At 47.2% G+C, this 15,004-nt stretch carries 16 protein-coding genes; 2 read left to right on the forward strand and 14 right to left on the reverse strand.

All coding sequences use genetic code 11. The features are described 5' to 3' along the window. Positions 1–16: 16 nt before the first annotated feature. The 10 genes from ITJ88_RS11610 to ITJ88_RS11650 form a co-directional block, all read right to left on the reverse strand. A complete protein-coding gene (locus ITJ88_RS11610; RefSeq protein ID WP_023466970.1) occupies positions 17–802 on the reverse strand; it encodes a carbohydrate ABC transporter permease in 786 nt (261 codons plus the stop codon). A gap of 13 nt (positions 803–815) precedes the next feature. Further along, a complete protein-coding gene (locus ITJ88_RS11615; RefSeq protein WP_023466969.1) occupies positions 816–1,778 on the reverse strand; it encodes a carbohydrate ABC transporter permease in 963 nt (320 codons plus the stop codon). A gap of 72 nt (positions 1,779–1,850) precedes the next feature. Continuing rightward, positions 1,851–3,161, reverse strand: coding sequence for an ABC transporter substrate-binding protein (locus ITJ88_RS11620; RefSeq protein ID WP_050678942.1), 1,311 nt, complete (start codon positions 3,159–3,161; stop codon positions 1,851–1,853). Between the two features lie 29 nt (positions 3,162–3,190). Then, positions 3,191–3,673 (reverse strand): hypothetical protein, encoded by a 483-nt coding sequence (locus ITJ88_RS11625; protein ID WP_055970124.1) that lies wholly within the window; start codon positions 3,671–3,673, stop codon positions 3,191–3,193. Positions 3,674–3,894: 221 nt separating this feature from the next. Then, complete coding sequence (locus ITJ88_RS11630; RefSeq protein ID WP_087681911.1) at positions 3,895–5,055, reverse strand: ROK family transcriptional regulator; 1,161 nt, start codon at positions 5,053–5,055, stop codon at positions 3,895–3,897. A gap of 110 nt (positions 5,056–5,165) precedes the next feature. Next, entirely contained in the window at positions 5,166–5,870 is a 705-nt protein-coding gene (locus ITJ88_RS11635) for a hypothetical protein (protein ID WP_023466965.1), read from the reverse strand. 108 nt (positions 5,871–5,978) lie between these two features. Further along, positions 5,979–6,107 carry a hypothetical protein gene (locus ITJ88_RS16400; protein ID WP_255524885.1) on the reverse strand — a complete coding sequence of 43 codons (129 nt, stop codon included), beginning with the start codon at positions 6,105–6,107 and terminating at the stop codon, positions 5,979–5,981. Positions 6,108–6,185: 78 nt separating this feature from the next. Then, positions 6,186–7,034, reverse strand: coding sequence for an MBL fold metallo-hydrolase (locus ITJ88_RS11640; RefSeq protein WP_195865759.1), 849 nt, complete (start codon positions 7,032–7,034; stop codon positions 6,186–6,188). 84 nt (positions 7,035–7,118) lie between these two features. Then, entirely contained in the window at positions 7,119–9,785 is a 2,667-nt protein-coding gene (locus tag ITJ88_RS11645; protein WP_195865760.1) for an MMPL family transporter, read from the reverse strand. Positions 9,786–9,816: 31 nt separating this feature from the next. Beyond that, a complete protein-coding gene (locus ITJ88_RS11650; protein WP_029343331.1) occupies positions 9,817–10,260 on the reverse strand; it encodes a MarR family transcriptional regulator in 444 nt (147 codons plus the stop codon). A 134-nt stretch (positions 10,261–10,394) separates the two neighbouring features. Here ITJ88_RS11650 and ITJ88_RS11655 point away from each other — a divergent pair, with 134 nt between their 5' ends. After that, positions 10,395–10,586, forward strand: a complete 192-nt coding sequence (locus tag ITJ88_RS11655; protein WP_195865761.1) for a hypothetical protein — start codon at positions 10,395–10,397, stop codon at positions 10,584–10,586. Between the two features lie 40 nt (positions 10,587–10,626). On the opposite strand, the gene ITJ88_RS11660 is transcribed toward ITJ88_RS11655, so the two are convergent. The 3 genes from ITJ88_RS11660 to ITJ88_RS11670 form a co-directional block, all read right to left on the reverse strand. After that, on the reverse strand, positions 10,627–11,076 hold the full coding sequence (locus tag ITJ88_RS11660; protein ID WP_195865762.1) for a universal stress protein: 450 nt from the start codon (positions 11,074–11,076) through the stop codon (positions 10,627–10,629). Positions 11,077–11,104: 28 nt separating this feature from the next. Further along, positions 11,105–11,554 carry a general stress protein gene (locus tag ITJ88_RS11665; RefSeq protein ID WP_050678937.1) on the reverse strand — a complete coding sequence of 150 codons (450 nt, stop codon included), beginning with the start codon at positions 11,552–11,554 and terminating at the stop codon, positions 11,105–11,107. Positions 11,555–11,618: 64 nt separating this feature from the next. Next, positions 11,619–12,353: a hypothetical protein gene (locus ITJ88_RS11670; protein ID WP_195865763.1), complete on the reverse strand. Its 735-nt coding sequence runs from the start codon at positions 12,351–12,353 to the stop codon at positions 11,619–11,621. A gap of 123 nt (positions 12,354–12,476) precedes the next feature. Between ITJ88_RS11670 and ITJ88_RS11675 the strand changes: the two genes are divergently transcribed. Next, positions 12,477–13,115 (forward strand): FusB/FusC family EF-G-binding protein, encoded by a 639-nt coding sequence (locus ITJ88_RS11675; protein WP_195865764.1) that lies wholly within the window; start codon positions 12,477–12,479, stop codon positions 13,113–13,115. A gap of 280 nt (positions 13,116–13,395) precedes the next feature. On the opposite strand, the gene ITJ88_RS11680 is transcribed toward ITJ88_RS11675, so the two are convergent. Next, positions 13,396–14,934, reverse strand: a complete 1,539-nt coding sequence (locus tag ITJ88_RS11680) for a GGDEF domain-containing protein (RefSeq protein WP_195865765.1) — start codon at positions 14,932–14,934, stop codon at positions 13,396–13,398. Positions 14,935–15,004 lie beyond the last annotated feature (70 nt).

A 15,004-nucleotide genomic window follows, 5' to 3' on the forward strand; every position in this document is an offset into this window, starting at 1 on the left:
CCTTACGCAAAAACAATTATTTTACTGCACCCGCCGTCATTCCTTTTTGGAAGAAACGTTGGAAGAAGATATAGAAGATCATCGTCGGTAAACTGATTAAAACAAGTGACGCATAGATTTTTCCTGGGTCCCCACCGAGCGCATCCTTGAAGAAACTTGGTGCCATCGTCACTGTCTGATAGGCAGGATCCGTCATGAACGTAAGAACCATCAAGTATTCGTTCCATGAGTTAAGGAACGCATAGATTAAAGCTGTTGCGAGCGCTGGTTTTGCAAGTGGTAGCATGACTTTGAAGAACACTTCAAGAATCGTCGCCCCATCGATATACGCCGCTTCCATCAGTTCGTTTGGTAGTTCATCAAAGTATCCTTTGATGAGCATTAGACCGAATGGTAAGAAGAACGCAACTTCCGCTCCGATCAGTCCCCAGTGGTTGTTCAGTCCGTCAAACGAACGGAGCGTGAAGAACAATGGAACGATCATTGAAGCGACGGGTAACATCAGACCCGCTAAGACCATGTTGAACAACAGGCGTTTTCCAGCAAACTCAAGTTTCGAGAAGGCAAACGCCGCGAATGCCAGAATCGTGATCGAGATGATGATCATGAAGAAGGCAACGAAGAAACTGTTGAAGACGAACGTTGGGAAGTTCGGGTTTTGTAATGTCGCGATATAGTTGTCGAATCCATTGATTCGGAGACTCTCTTTGAACATGACGAAAATCGGGAATAACCAGACGATTGATGCCAGCACCAATACAAGGTTGATCATCCAGCGGCTTTTTTTAGATTCTACATCCATGGGTCGTTCCTCCTTAGTTATCCATTTTCTTTTGTACGCGCAATTGGAAGTACGTGATGAGCAAGGCAATCGTCAACAGGATGATGGCAACAGCACTCGAGTAACCGACTTCCTGTTGCAACATCGATTTCCGGAATAGATAAGTCGAAATGAACTCCGTCGACGATCCCGGTCCGCCGGCTGTCGTGATCCAGACTAAGTCAAACGTCTTCAGACCACCGATGACACCGAGGATCGAAAGTGTGAACGTCGTTCCTTTCAAGTTCGGGAAGACGATGCTCCACAGTGTCCGGAAGAATCCAGCTCCATCGATTTTTGCTGCTTCGAAGATTTCCTTCTCAATCGTCAACATCGCCATGTAGTACATGACCATTGAAGAACCTGTCCACTGGAAGATGTTGATCGCAATGACGGAATAAAGCGCGATATCCGGGTCACCGAGCCAGTTCTGTTCGAGGCTACCGAGACCAATTGCACGGAGGAACTCATTGATGTAACCAAACTGGAAATCATAGATTTGTGAGAATGCCGCACCGAGTACGACAGGGCTCAAGACGACCGGGAAGAAGAAGACCGACTTCATCGCCGTCCGCAATGGTCCCGGTGTATGCAGGAAGTACGCCAAGACAAGACCGATACCGGCTTGGATCGTGACTGTTAAAATCGTGAAGATGAACGTATTCTTCAGCGAGAGATAGAAGTCTGGATCTTGGAACATCTCAGCATAGTTGTCGAGTCCGACGAACGCTTTGTCAAACGAGATTCCGTCCCACGAGAAGAACGAGTTATAGGCGTTATAGAAGATCCCATAATAGATGAAGCTGACGACGAACAAGACGATCGGGGCAACGAAAGCCCATCCGACCATATTCCGCTTCATGTTCTTTTTCTTCTTTGGCGCAGGCGTACGTGTCGCTACCGGCTGGAGCGGTTCTGCTTTTGGTTTAATCGGCAATTCCTGTCGCTCTGTCTGCATATCGATTCCCCACTTTCCTCAAGTCCAAAAATCAGGAAGTGGCACGCAGGCGTACCACTTCACTGTCGAGTCTTATTTCGCTGATTGATCCGCTGCGTCTTGAACGCGTTGTAATGCTTCTTTCGGATCTTGTCCTGTCGCGATGTTTTGAAGTTCCTTACCGAGGATATCGTTTAATTTCGTATCCCGGATACCACGGCTAGCAACCGCTTTTGCTAATGTGTCGTTCAACATCTTGTACGACTCTTTTTCACCTTCCGATGTGAAGGCAGCATCTGAATCGACTTTGACGTCCTTGATGCCAGGTGCCATCTCGAACTCACCCATGTAGACTTCTTGTCCTTTTCCTTGACTCATGAAGGCGATGAACTCCGCTGCACCTTCTTGTTGTTTTGACTCTTTGTTGACACCAAGTGCCATGTCGATCGATGCGATGACGGGTTGCTCTGTTCCGCCTGCTAAGTTCGGGAGTGGAACGAATCCGAGCTCATCATCGATTTTCCATTTTTCTTTTTTCTCTTTCGTCGTCATCGAGTGCGCTTCCCATGAACCGATGACCCACATCGCTGCTTTTTTATCGAAGAACTGGTTCATCCCGTCATTGTATGTCGCTAGACCAAGTGCACCTTCTTGGAAGACTTTATCCTTGAAGAGGTCTTGCCAGATTTGGGCTGTTTTGACCATCTCGTCGTCTGTCCACTTCGCTTCACCCGAAAGAACTTTTTGGATATAACCTGGCGCCACTTGGTGACTGAGGACGTTGTAGACGTCGATATCGATCCACGCATCTTTTGCTCCGAGCATGAGTGGGATGACTTTATCGCCTGAGTCTTTGATCTTCTTGACTGCGCTGACTGTTTCTTTGTAGTTCTTCGGTGGTGTCACGCCGTATTTGTCGAGCATCGTCTTGTTGTACATCAAGTACGCTTGACCTGTGAAACCGATTGGGACCGCGTATTGTTTACCGTCGAGTGTCGTCTGTTCGATTCCAAGCTCGACGAACTTATCTTTCCAGCCTTTGCCGGCTGCTTTATCCATGTACGAATCAACCGGTACGACACGATCCTTGTACTGTTGAATCATCGGTTCTTTTAGACCGATGATGTCTGGACCCTTACCTGACAACATCGCGACTTGTAATTGTTTTTCATAGTCTTCACTGTAGCGTTTGAATTGAACGACGTATTTGTCTTGCGATTCGTTGAACGCATCAACGACTGCTTTCCCCGCTTCAGGTTGTGGCGCCCAGCCCCACCATGTGACGATCGTCTTACCGTCTTTCGTTTTCGTTTGTTGCTCATCTTCTCCACCACAAGCAGCAAGGAATGCGGATAATGTTAGGACTGATGCTGCAGCAACGAGTTTCGTTTTTTTGAATTTCATGTAAGAGCTCCCCTTTTATGTGTAAGTAGTCAAGCGTATCGTCTAGCGTGTTCCCCTTCGATTTGTGCTTGTTTGCACCATTCTTCGATCACCTTCGTCTGAATCGGCATTCCCTGTAGCTGAATCAATACGCGGGCAATCAATCGAAGACGGTACGCCAGCGTATCGACGTCCGGTCGGACGAAGAGGTATAACTCCCCACCGAGGGTCAAACAACCGGCAGAGCGCATGTGTTGCATGAGTGCGCGTAATTCAATGTATCCGCTCTCATTTTTTCGAATGTGTAGCTCGGATGAACGGATCGTCAGGACCCCTTGTACCGATGACATCCGGAATTGAAACACACCGTCACGTCGTGGTCGGACGAGCACGATATCCTGCTCGTCTGTCGGGACATCGCCTGGACCCTGTTCTGTCATCTGTTGCGTCGACCGATGAAAATAAAAACCGCGGATTGCTCCGTAACGCCCGAAAGCTTCACGGTACGAAACCCATGGATCGTGTGGTTCCATTGCGCGATGCCTCCCTTTCCTGCTTCAGCTTGATTAGCCCCTGCTAACCTGCATCCACCTCCACTTAGTTGACCATGAACTTAGTAAATTAAATTTATTATCTAACTTTACATCGACTATAGCACATCACTTTTTATTTTGTAAACGGTTTCATTAAATTATTTTTGAATAACAAAACCGATTCCATCTCCTGCTGGTTCGCAAGACATGAAATCGGCTTATTAAATCGTTTGAAATAAACTGTTTGTTGCAAGGGCCGCAGCACTGAGCGCTCCCTGTTTTTCACCCCACGGGACCATCTTGACATCGGTTTCACGTGAAGCAGCGGTCAACGCCGTGTGCTCGACCCGTTCCTTGATTTGATCAACGATCGTAGGTGCGAGCTCGAACATCGGTCCCCCAAGTAAGATCCGGCGCGGATTCAAAAGATGAATCGTATTCAAGACACCGATTCCGATATATTCCCCCGCCCGTTCATACGCACGAACCGCCTGCTCGTCTCCCTCGTTCAACCGCTTGCGCAAATCAGCAAGCGTCGAGACTTGTGGATCAACGACAGCATAATCCCGTAACAATGCTTTTTCGCCTGCTAACGCTTCAAGACATCCTCGGTTCCCACACGAGCAAATCGGACCATCGAGATCAAGGCGCATATGCCCGACCTCCCCCGTAATATGATGTTGTCCGTCGACAAGCTGTCCGTCGAGCACATAAGCACCCCCGATGCCTTCCCCAGCATAGAGATAGAAGAATTGTTCAACCCCGACGCCTTCACCGAACAACAACTCAAACGAAGCGAGTGCCCGGACATCATTTTCGATGAAAACAGGATAGTCAAAGCGTGCTTCGAGTTGTACCTTCAATTCAACGTCATGCAAATGGAATCGTGGAGCAAAAAGAATGACACCTGTCTCCGGATTGACCATCCCGTGGACGGAGATGCCGATACCGTGAATCGTTCCCCGTCCTTGTGTCTGTGCAATCAAGGTCTCGCATAAGCGACCGATGGCTTCAATCAGTTCTTCATTCGTCTCAAAGCGTCCCACGGCTTCGGACTCATGAATCGTATTCCCACTTAAATCTGCCACGACACCGATGAATTGATGGCTTGTTGCATCGATACCGATGACGTATTGCTCTGTTGCGACGAGTTCGAGCATGATCGGTTTTCGTCCCCCGTTCGATACCCCAAGCTCTCGCTCCGTCACGAGTTGTTCTGCAATCAATTCACTGACGATGTTTGATACCGTCGGCTTCGTCAAGTTCGTCCGTTGTGCTAACTCGACCCGCGAAATCGGTTGATGCATCCGGATCAGTCGCAAGACGAGTGCTCGATTATAGGAACGCATCCATTTAGAATTACGCGGTGTTTCTTTCGCCATGTCCCCCTCAACCCCTTTGGTCTGTCTCTTTACTATCTTCGCATATTTTGTAAGGGATTTCACGGTCTCACACAAAAACCGTTCATCTGCTGAACGGTTTTTGTGCACTTTCATGCTTCATCGTACGGTTGTTCCAAGATCAAGACACGTGAACCATCCGGATTCTCGGTCAGTTCGATTTCGACGATGGCCTGACCGACCAACAAGACGATCGGTTGAGACGGATCATTCTCGCGAAAGAAACCGATTTTTCCATGGTGTGCATCCATATAGTCCGCATATAAAAATGTGCCGTTGACATGTAACTCATCCTTCATGCGATTAAACGTCAGACGTGGTACACCGTACCAGGCTTCCCCATTCAAATAAAGCAACGGACGTTCGCCGACTGATTCATTCATCGCCCGTCGGACCTCGATCGCTCCCGTCGTATCGTAATACAATCGATCCTGACCACGTGTCGCGATGACGATCGGATGTTTCTGATACAAGACGACTTCTAAAATTTCATCTGCTTGTTCGACGAAATAACCAGTCTCATCCGACTGGGCAAAACTAATCGTATACAGCTGCATCCAGGACACAATATCCGTCACTTGAACCGGTTTATGAAAAAGCGCAGAAACAAGCAGCGTTTCTTGCGGAGTCACAATCAGATTGACGGAGATATCCGCTAAGCGGATCGTCCGGATTTGTGTCGAAGGATACGTATGGTCATAACTCGGAACAAGCATCGCTTCATAGTGATCGTCCTTTTCGACCAGTTCAATCGATGGCATGCGTCGATCAAAATCCGCAATTTGAATTCGTTTCATCCGACATCTCCTCTCACCTTCATCGAACAGCCTCACGCAAGTTATTACCCAATATCTGGTTTTTGTGCACTCCCCTGAATTCAAAAAACCGGAACGCATCCGTCCCGGTCATTGTAGATACAGATCATATAGTAGATAGAGAATGCCTCCGACGATGATTACAAATGAGAAGATGCCTGCTTTCCCAAAAAAGACGCGATCGACGGTTTCATCGCGTTCGAATCCTGGCTTCGTCATATAGTACCGCTCCCTTTAATAAGCTTGTAGTACTATATTTATTTCGATATCCACCATCCTATTCCTTGTTATGATCTGTCATTTCGTTCCATTTGCGAAATAAATCAATGTTTCGGTCTCATCTTCTGTCAACGACCGTCCTGTCTCTTCGGCATACAAAGTCCGCATATCCTTCAGTCGTCCTCCGGTCGCTTCCGTTACGTGAATGGCTCGACGCAATATCTGAACCTCTTTTTCAAATTCTGACTTCGGCATCGCTTCTCCATGCGACCAGATATAATAGTCGGCCTCTAGACGATCGAGCGCCGCTAATAAACGCGTCGTCCGCTTGACCGTATAATTTCGCTTCGGTGAAAAGATATCGGCATACATCGCGTCGCCTAAGAACACGACGCGTTCTTCCGGAATGTAGACGAGTAGACTTCCCGGGGAATGATCGTTTTCGACTTCAATCAACTGACAGTGTACCCCGCCCAAATCAAGCTCCAGTTGTCCTTCAAAGCTGATTGTCGGTAAAACGACTTCGATATCACGTGTCGCTCCGAACTCGAGCTTGATCGCGTCCGCACAAAACGGAATCTCGATGCCTTGATCCATTCGTTCTTGTAACGCTCCATCCGTCCAAGCGTAGGGTTGCATCTCCTTCATATGCGTAATCGTTTGCTTAGTCGCGATCGACGGCAGACTAAGATGTTTCATGCCAAAAATATGATCCCAGTGCCAGTGGGTCAATGCCAATAAGTCAGGTGATCCAAGATTGTATTTCTTCATTTCTTCTAAGAATAGTGCTGCATGAGCTGACGAGTTTCCCGCATCGATCATCAATTGATGCTTTTCTCCACGCACGACGGCGAGAATCGGGCGGTCCGTCTCGCTGACCGGTGTCTGATACCAAATCCGTGAAGTCAGTTGTTTGAAGTGTTGCATGCTCTACCTCCTTATCATCTGCCCTTAGTATACGTCATGACAAAACCGGGTTCATCTAGAAGACGAACCCGGTTTGGTTAGTTCTTATTTTTTAGCGTTTGGTCGAAACGGCCACCAGACCCCTTTACCAAACGATACTGTGATCGCTGGAATCAAGAGCGGTAAGACGATCAATCCATATAAGAGTAGACCTGTGATGACGATCGTCGCGATTTGAACGAGACTCAAAACACCAGACGGCATCATCGCTCCGAACGTTCCTGCAAGAATGATTGCTGCCGTGATGATGACAGACCCCATCTTTTTCATCGACAGGAACATCGCTTCCTTCGTATCAAGTCCCTTGATCGTCTCTTCCCGGAAACGATCGAGGAGGAAAATCGAGTAGTCGATACCGAGGGCAATCAACATAACGAATCCGAAGAACGGAACGGCCCAACTGATACCGTCATATCCGAGTCCGTTGACGAAGATCAGCTCTGCGATCGACATCGACGTATAATACGTCAGCAATAACGAACCGATCATGAACAACGGCATGATCAACGAACGGAACATGATTGCTAGAATCACGAAGAGACTGATCAGCATGACCGTCACTGTTCGTTTGAAATCGGCTTTCGACGTATCATTTAAATCACTGTTGACGCTTGAAATCCCACCGTATGCAACGGTGCTGTCTTCAAACGGTGTCCCTTTGATTGTCTTCGCTGTCGTATCTTTGATGGCAGCGACGGTTTGAATCGCTTCCGGCGAATACGGATCATCTTCGAGAATGACTTCGAACTTCAATCCCGTCTGTTGATCGATCGCGTAACGATCAATCGCTGGTTTAAAGGCTTTATCCGACAGCGTATCTTTTGGTACGAACACACCTGTCCCCCGAATCAATGTCGCTTGTCCCATCTCGGTCAGAAGGTCGGAAATGTCTTCAAGACCACTTTCGATTTTCGTTAATCCTGCGTTTGCCTGACCGACACCATCCGCGAGTTGCGTCAACCCACTTCCAAGTTGACCCGCTTGCGCACCTTGAGACGCGATACCACTTGCTGCTTGACTGATGCCAGCTTGAACTTGACTCAATTGACCAGACAAGGCATTTAATGTTCCAACAGTTTGCGGAATATTTTGAGTCGACTGTAGACCTTGACCGACAAGCGTCAACTGTTGGTTGATCTGCCCAAGTCCGTCTGCTGCTTGTTGCAACTGACTCGCACCTGCTGAAGCCGCATCTCCTGCCGGTAGCTGCCCTGTAATACCGTTGAGATTATCTTCTACAGTCGTCAGGCCAGACTGAACGTCCCCAAGACCTGCTGTTGCTTCTTTCATGCCATCAGCGACTTGTTTTAATTGACGATCGACATAAAAGTCATTGATGACTTCGCCTGTCGGACGAGAAATCGAACGAACCGATTTGACTCCGTCAATCTTCACCAGTTCACGACTGAGTTGTTCCGCATAAGGAACTGTTTTTTCAGTAATCAAATCATCATCACTCTTCAGGATGACGTTGACCGGGAGCGACTCACCTGCCCCAAATCCATCCGAGATCGCATTGAGTCCTTTGACCGTCTCATACTTCGCACCAATCTCGTCGACGGTATTGAACGAGAGGTCGTCATCATACGTAAAGAGTGTCGGAACCGTGACGATCGCAACGATGATCATCGCGAGCAATGGACGACGAATCGACAAGCCACCATAATGTGCCCACAGTTTACTGTCTTGGTGACTCGCTGCCTTCTTCGATGGCCAGAAGAGCTTTTCTTTTAATGTGGCCATGAAGAATGGAACGAGTGTGAACAAGACGAGCAAGAGCACGGCAATCCCAACCGCAACGGCGACCGACGATTTAAAGATCGGGAAGTCCGCAAAACCAATCGCCGAGAAACCGACGAGAACAGCGAGACCACTGATGAGTAACGTACGCCCTGCTGTCTTATACGTGTTGACGATTGCTGTCTCAACGTCGTGTCCTGCCGTCAACTCTTCCTTGTACCGGCTCAGGAGCAAGATACAATAGTCCGTCCCAATCCCGAACAGGATGGCGACGAGGAAGATTTGCGTATAGTTCGATACCGGGAAGCCGAACCAATCGACGAAAAAGGCGACAAGTGATTGGCTGATCAGGTACGTAAACCCAACCGCAACGAGTGGGACGAACGGTGTGACGACTGAACGGAAGACGAGCAGAAGCAGTCCGAAAATCAATCCGACGGTAATCAGTTCCGTCCGCTTCAGTCCCTCTTGCGAGCTCGTATTAACGTCATCGTTGATTAACGCTTCACCCGTTAGATAAATCGTTTGATCCTTTGGTAAAAGATCCGTCCGGATTTGTTTTGCCAGTTTGACGATCTCTTCTTGCGAACCGTCGACCGTGATCGGTACGAGGACCGTCTTTTTGTCTTTTGAGACGAGCTGTCCTTCCGTCTCTTTGTTTTCAAACGGATCGAGTACATCCGTGACCGGACGATCGAGTGCTTCTAAATCCTTAACGATTTGCCCGATTGATGTGCGATCGGCATCGCTGACTTTGTCTTTGAGTGGAATGACAAGCGAGATCGTTTCTTCACTTGCCCCCGCTTTTTCTAAAATGTCAGCTGCTCGTTGTGAATCGGCATCATTTGCAAGCTGAATCGCACCTGCTTCTTCTGCTTGTTTAGCCAAGTTTGGTGCCGTAAATAGTAACCCTACTGTGACGATGAGCAATAATGCAAGAATTGCCCAGCGCCATTTGACGATTTGTCGCATATCCGATTCTCCTCTTCCTTTAATTCTGTCTTTAGTCGTTCAACTGCAAAATCTCTTTGATTTTCTTAAAGGTTTCGATGAACTGGATGATTTCTTCTTCCTCGACCTTTCCTTCAATCAAATTCTCAAGATACGTATAGATTTCTTGCTCCGCTTCAGTTGCCACTAACCGACCTGATTCCGTCAACGAGATATACTTCGTCCGGTGGTCATCTTCTCGACGTTCGACGATGACGAGACCTTTTTCCGTCAACTTTTTCAACCGGTTCGAGATGGCACTTTTGTGAACACCCTGCACTGCCGCGAGACGCCCGGACGAAATCGGTCCATATTTTCCGACGAGCTTCAACACATGAAGTTGCTCCGGTGAATACATTTGCCAAACGGGTGCTTCGACCGACTTCAACACACGTTCGGTTCCGTGGATCATGACTTCTTCAAACAGGAGGACTGCTTCACGTAAATTGTCTTTCATTTTTAGTTTACCCCCTAAACTTATGAAGTTAGTTTAGCCCCTCAACTAGAAGGCTGTCAACTCTAAACTGTCACAACTTACCGATGCAGAACATGACCAATTTCTGTATGATAAAGGAAGAGAGGAGCTTGCTTATGTTGACTTTGTTTTGGATTGCGTTAGTCATCTGTCTCGTAGGTCTTATCTTTACGTTACGGATTGCCAAGCAACCAGCAGAAGAAAAGTATGACCATAAAACTTCGGCCAAAAACATGTCTTGGATGTATTTTATTTTTCTTCCGATCATTTTGATTTTATTAGGCATCTTCTATTATTTTTTAACATGACACGAAACAGCACACATCAATTGATGTGTGCTGTGTTTTATCACTTCAAGGTTTTAGGACGGACGATATAGATATCGCATTTCGCATAACGGGAGATGTTTTCAGAGACACTCCCGATCATGATGCGTTCCATCGCATTCATCCCGACCGCCCCGCAGACGATCAACCCAGCACCAACACGTGGTGCGATGACCTTCGGAATCAATGTTTTCGGAGAGCCATGTTCGATGACCAGTTCAATTGTCTCGACGCCTGCTTCTCGTGCCCGCTTCTCGTAACGATCGAGCAGTCCTTGTGCATATTCGGTGACGTTTTGATCAATGAAACGCTTATTGGCACGTACATTAGCAAATGTCTGAATATCAATGACATGAGCGATGACGAGTTTGGCATGATCGAGTTTAGCGAATTTCACTGCCTTTTCAAAGGCAAGATCTGCCGTCTTTGATCCATCGACTGCCACCAAAATCGTATGATACTGGCTCTCCATCAAGCATCATCCTTTCTGCACGACTCCCTTACAGCATCCGGTCATTTTCATTTTCGAGGGCACGGTTTTCGTGATCGAGTTTCCGTTCTGCCTCGATTCCTTCTGGCTCTGTCTCCAAAATACTTTTTGGTTCCGGCGCAGGACGTGCTGCTCCTGCTTCGTCTGCTAACAGGACATACTCACCTTGTTGGACACGTAAGACATGTTGACGAATATCCGACTCCGGTAATCCGAGTTCCGTGAAGGCCGTTTGAATTTCCTCAGCCGAAGCCGGTTTGCCTGTAAATCGCTCAAACAGCGTTCGTTTACCGGAGACGAGTTGCGCCGCTGATTGTCCGCGTAACATCGCCATATCGGTCTTATCTTGCAATACAACGTATAGATCCTCTTCTAGATAACCTGCAAAATGTAAGTCTTCAATCTTACGAATCAAATCCGTCTCATTTTGATAGACACCGATCCATTGTTTTTTTCCCATGACACACGTCTCCCCCTTTTATAACAGCTATATGGGATATACCCCAAATTCACCTAAAACATGACTAAGACGAAGAAGACTTCGGTGATTGCTGTCGAAAAAGACGTTGCCGTCTATAGAAGACGTAATAGCACAAGAGTAAAGCACATACGATCCCGGTTCCTGTTACGATTTGTTGCATAAGAACGAGGCGATCGTTAAAGAATAGTCCAATCAAATACCAGACAAACGCGAGACCAAACACCCAATCGGAATGAATGATGACAAACAAGAGTCCTCCGATCATCGCTACGACGAGTGCGAGCGTACTCCATTGCTGTTCGGAAAGACCAAATAGCGAAGTGAACTGAAAATCGGATAAAATCCGAAACGGTAAAATCAACAACATCGTACTCATCCAGGCGAGCAGGACTGAAATCGGAGAGCGCATCCAAGGCGATCGTCGCGGATGATGTTGAATTTTCATATAAACTAAGCACAGGCTGATGAATGAGATTGTTGTCCAGACAAGTTCCCATGGTGGTCCGGTTATACTACTGATGCCAAGCGTCACGAGTGATAACGCGAGCCATCCTCCGATATCTTCAATCAGTTCTCGATCTGCAGGAAAGGCACGAACCGGTCGAATACACCAAATTAACAACGTCGTGAACACGACACCTGTAATCGCATCAAAAAAAGGGGCTGGAACAAGAGGCAACGCAGGAAGGGTGACCGGATTTGACCAAACGACGCGCGCTAGCAATGCAAAGAGGAATGCTCCTATATTCATGAGGCGTAAAAATGTTAAATACTGCATGTCCCTCTTCACCTCCTCGTTCATTCTGTTATTCAATTCCCGCTGTAGGTGTCAGAAAAACAAAAATGTCGCTTTGTTCTGTTGTCAAATTCCGGTACGATGAAAAGAAAAGGAGGAACGCGAATGGACGCATTTTTATTGCCCTATCAATACAACTTCATTCGGAATCAAGTCGATCTGCTGCAACATCAATTCGCTGCCGTTCATGATCCGGATGTTCGTGATGCTGTCCGGTATAGTGCTGCTGAAAAGATATTCGATCTATTGCCCGTACTTACACCAGAACAGGAAGCGCTGTTGACGAACATTTGTGACGCTGAATCCGAACAAGATCTCCTCGCGTATTTAGCACATGTCGAACCGTTCGTCCAACCGTTTCCGAGCATTTCTGAATCACGAATCCGTCAGCTCTTCAAAAAAACGAAAAAGTTACATGTTCCGCCACTTCACTCCTTTGAATGGGCTCACACGACGTTTTTAAGCTGGAACGATACCGGGAATCGAAAAAAATACTTCGTCTATCCTTTGGACGGTGAATGGATCGGCGTCGAGGGAACCTATCTGCCATCAATCCAAAAAGGAATCTGTGCGATTTGCCACACGTATAGTGACATCACACTCGTAACCGCAACGACACGTCGTTTAGCTGAACAGCACCAGACGATTGGTCATCATATGTGTATCGACAGCGATGCATGTAATCAAGCTGTGACGAATCCAGAAGTCATTGAAACGTTCTTAGCACGCACGCAAAAAAAATGATAGGCATCAAAAAAACGGGGCTGACTCAAAAGTCAGTCTCGACAAAGATAGGGATGGCAGAATGATAATCTGCCATCCCTATCTCGTAACAAAAAGAATGACGCGTCACACGCCACTCCTACAGGAACAAGCGCATTTATGCGCTGTCAGAGACGAACAAGACCCGCTTTCCTGCTTCAACGAAGCATGAAAACTGGCTTGTGTCTCGCCTGAGGAAAGGGCGTGAAATGACGCATCATTCTTTTTTTGAGTCAGCCTCGTTTTAATGAGCTGACTTCATTTATATCTTTGTTACCGTCGAATCATGCATACAAAATTGATTCTTCCCACGACGTTTTGCCTCATACATCGCTAGGTCTGCTTGCTCAATCAAGTCCGATCGCGAGGCTGCATGCGCCGGATAAATCGCTCCCCCAATACTTGCCGTCACCGGAAGTGGGATGATGCCATGGTGAAACGGCTGTCGAAACAAGGAAACGAGATGTTCTCCACACTGCACGACTTCTGCTTCTTGTTCAACGTCAAATAATAAGACGACGAATTCATCTCCACCTTGCCTTGAAATGACCGTATTAGGCGGTAGTTTCTTTTGTAAGCGTGCCGTGACGTCGATGATGAGCTGATCTCCGACACGATGTCCGTACGTATCGTTAATCTCTTTGAAGTGATCGATGTCAATAAAGAACAACCCAACCTGCCCGTCAGTCGCTTCCGCCCGGTACAAGGCATCCTGAAACAGTCGGGCGAACAAATAGCGATTCGGTAATCCTGTTAAGGCATCGTGGTATGCCATGTGCCGCATCTCCTCCATGGCAGTTGCTAATGCTTCCGTTCGCTCTTCCACCTTCGCTTCGAGATTTTCGCGCAACCGTTGATTATCCACGACGATCCGAATTTGACGGGAAATCAACAACGGTATCGCAATCATCAAACCAATCGTCAAACCGTTCCAACTAATCGTTTGCCGTGCCATCGTCACGAAAAGAATCAATAAGAATAAGTACGGAGTGATTAAACGTAAGACATCGATCCATCTCCGTGTAACGTCAAGAGGAGCGAGAGATTCCTCAGCATCAAAGCGATACGCGGCAAGCCCGACAATCAGGACAGTCGCTAACCATAACGGATCGAGCCAACTCGAAGGAAATGGATAATCAAATCGTTCGAGTACCACGTATAATAGATCAGCGAGTAACTGAAAATGAAATGCGAGTAGAATCAATAATAACGAGCCGCCATTGCCACGCTTCATCAAACCAAAGAATAAGACAATCATTCCGCCGAGCAATAATAAATCACCGATCGGATAGCGAAGCCATAAAAGCGTTTCGATCGTCAACAAGGCATTTGCTTCTAAATAAGGTGTCACTAAGTAGTGCCACGAAAGAGATCCTGCAACGACTAAGATGATGAACTCATCGAACAAAAAGACCCGCAAATTGACTTCTTGTCGTCGATTACGCAGGAAATAACCGAAAGCAATGATATAGATCAAGATTTGAAGACTGAAGATCAAGTCAATCCAATCAAACGGTTCCGTTCGTGTACGTCCTTGGAGAAAGTATAGGAGCTGTCCACATTCGCCGATACCAAGCATCGCATTAGCAAATAATAATAGAAAAAATAAGCGGTAAGTAAAAGGGCGTCTTGCCTGGCGTCGCTGTGCCCGCCAAATCAAATAGAGGGAGATCGTTACACCACCGATCGTGAACAGACTGTTGACGACTTGTCCGATTGCCGTATCCGTGCCCACATACGTCACCCAGCCGATATGAAACAGTAACCAGCCTATAACGACTCCCAGCCATTTCTCATACATGACGATTCCCCCTTTCCTTTTTTAACCATAGTTCGTTTGTCCTATAGGTATATCGGTTCAGGATTGCTGT

Origin of the sequence: Exiguobacterium abrahamii (genome assembly GCF_015645365.1) — a bacterium.
GTDB lineage: Bacteria > Bacillota > Bacilli > Exiguobacteriales > Exiguobacteriaceae > Exiguobacterium_A > Exiguobacterium_A abrahamii.

Bases quoted from the DNA above. Each gene is read 5' to 3' on its own strand.
- ITJ88_RS11610 (WP_023466970.1), bottom strand. From the start codon at position 802: ATGGATGTAGAATCTAAAAAAAGCCGCTGGATGATCAACCTTGTATTG.
- ITJ88_RS11615 (WP_023466969.1), bottom strand. From the start codon at position 1,778: ATGCAGACAGAGCGACAGGAATTGCCGATTAAACCAAAAGCAGAACCG.
- ITJ88_RS11620 (WP_050678942.1), bottom strand. From the start codon at position 3,161: ATGAAATTCAAAAAAACGAAACTCGTTGCTGCAGCATCAGTCCTAACA.
- ITJ88_RS11625 (WP_055970124.1), bottom strand. From the start codon at position 3,673: ATGGAACCACACGATCCATGGGTTTCGTACCGTGAAGCTTTCGGGCGT.
- ITJ88_RS11630 (WP_087681911.1), bottom strand. From the start codon at position 5,055: ATGGCGAAAGAAACACCGCGTAATTCTAAATGGATGCGTTCCTATAAT.
- ITJ88_RS11635 (WP_023466965.1), bottom strand. From the start codon at position 5,870: ATGAAACGAATTCAAATTGCGGATTTTGATCGACGCATGCCATCGATT.
- ITJ88_RS16400 (WP_255524885.1), bottom strand. From the start codon at position 6,107: ATGACGAAGCCAGGATTCGAACGCGATGAAACCGTCGATCGCGTCTTT.
- ITJ88_RS11640 (WP_195865759.1), bottom strand. From the start codon at position 7,034: ATGCAACACTTCAAACAACTGACTTCACGGATTTGGTATCAGACACCG.
- ITJ88_RS11645 (WP_195865760.1), bottom strand. From the start codon at position 9,785: ATGCGACAAATCGTCAAATGGCGCTGGGCAATTCTTGCATTATTGCTC.
- ITJ88_RS11650 (WP_029343331.1), bottom strand. From the start codon at position 10,260: ATGAAAGACAATTTACGTGAAGCAGTCCTCCTGTTTGAAGAAGTCATG.
- ITJ88_RS11655 (WP_195865761.1), top strand. From the start codon at position 10,395: ATGTTGACTTTGTTTTGGATTGCGTTAGTCATCTGTCTCGTAGGTCTT.
- ITJ88_RS11660 (WP_195865762.1), bottom strand. From the start codon at position 11,076: ATGGAGAGCCAGTATCATACGATTTTGGTGGCAGTCGATGGATCAAAG.
- ITJ88_RS11665 (WP_050678937.1), bottom strand. From the start codon at position 11,554: ATGGGAAAAAAACAATGGATCGGTGTCTATCAAAATGAGACGGATTTG.
- ITJ88_RS11670 (WP_195865763.1), bottom strand. From the start codon at position 12,353: ATGCAGTATTTAACATTTTTACGCCTCATGAATATAGGAGCATTCCTC.
- ITJ88_RS11675 (WP_195865764.1), top strand. From the start codon at position 12,477: ATGGACGCATTTTTATTGCCCTATCAATACAACTTCATTCGGAATCAA.
- ITJ88_RS11680 (WP_195865765.1), bottom strand. From the start codon at position 14,934: ATGTATGAGAAATGGCTGGGAGTCGTTATAGGCTGGTTACTGTTTCAT.